The organism is Arthrobacter echini (assembly GCF_004803505.1).
GTDB lineage: Bacteria > Actinomycetota > Actinomycetes > Actinomycetales > Micrococcaceae > Arthrobacter_D > Arthrobacter_D echini.
Genome location: NZ_SSWH01000040.1, coordinates 1 through 1,078 on the forward strand (window position 1 = coordinate 1; position 1,078 = coordinate 1,078).

Genomic DNA, 1,078 nt, shown 5'->3' on the forward strand with positions numbered 1-1,078 from the left:
TGTTCTTCCCACGGACGTTGTGTACGCGGTCGATGGGTGATTTGCCTTTGATGCCGGTATGGGGTCTGTGGTGATTGTAGTCGTGGATCCAGGCTTGGTAGGTGTCGGCTCGGGCGGTCTCTGAGGCGTAGTGGTGGGCGTAGGCCCATTCGAACGCGAGGGTGCGGTGGAAGCGTTCGATCTTCCCGTTGGTCTGCGGCCGGTAGGCCCGGGTGTACTTGTGGCTGATGTGTTCGCCGAGGGTGTCGTTGAATAGCTTTGACCGGTAGCAGGACCCGTTGTCGGTCATCACCCGGGCGACCGTGATGCCCAGGCCGGTGTAGAACGCGTGGGCGCGTTCCCAGAATCCGGCTGCGGTTTCTTTCTTCTCGTTCTCCAGGATTTCGGAGTAGACGACGCGGGAGTGATCATCGATCGCCGAGTGCAAGAACGCATAGCCGGCCCCGGCGGACCGGTTGCGTTTCCCGGCCTGCCGGCCCAGGGTGCGGTGGCCTCCGCCGTCAGGGATCCGGCCCAGTTTCTTCACATCGACGTGCACCAGATCGCCGGGCTTGTCCCGCTCATAGCGCACCGGTTTCGGCGTGCGCACCCGCACCCCGGTGTTCAGGTCAACATGTCCCAGCAGTGGTACCCGGTAGCGGGTGAGGACCTTCGACACCGTCGATTGCGGCAGGTGCAGGTGATAGGCGATCCGGTGCGGGCCCCACCGTCTGGTGACACGCAACGCGATGATCCGCCGCTCCGTCCGGTGCGGTGTCCGCTGCGGTGACACGTGTGGTCTCGAGGACCGGTCTTCCAGGCCGGCTTCGCCCTCGGCCCGGTACCGGGTCACCCATTTGGAGACGGTGCCGCGGGCTACCTGGAACCGTTCCGCGACCCGGGTCTGGGTCCACCCGTCATGGACGACGAGCTGGGCGATTTTCAACCGGCCCTGCGGGCTCAATGCAGCGCGGGCGTGGGTAACGTAAGACACGAGGACCTCCGTGAACTCGATCAGGTGTGGTAACCCATATCGATACCGGAGGTCCTCACCTCACTCAACCACGCCACGCTGCACACAACCTCCGTGGGAAGAACA

Annotated in this window: 1 protein-coding gene; it reads right to left on the reverse strand. The window is 64.1% G+C overall.

Annotation, left to right across the window (positions count from 1 at the left end; translation table 11 throughout):
* Positions 1-973 (reverse strand): IS481 family transposase (locus tag E8P82_RS14935; RefSeq protein WP_136455842.1); only part of this gene is annotated, 973 nt, incomplete at its 3' end.
* Between the last annotated feature and the right edge of the window lie 105 nt (positions 974-1,078).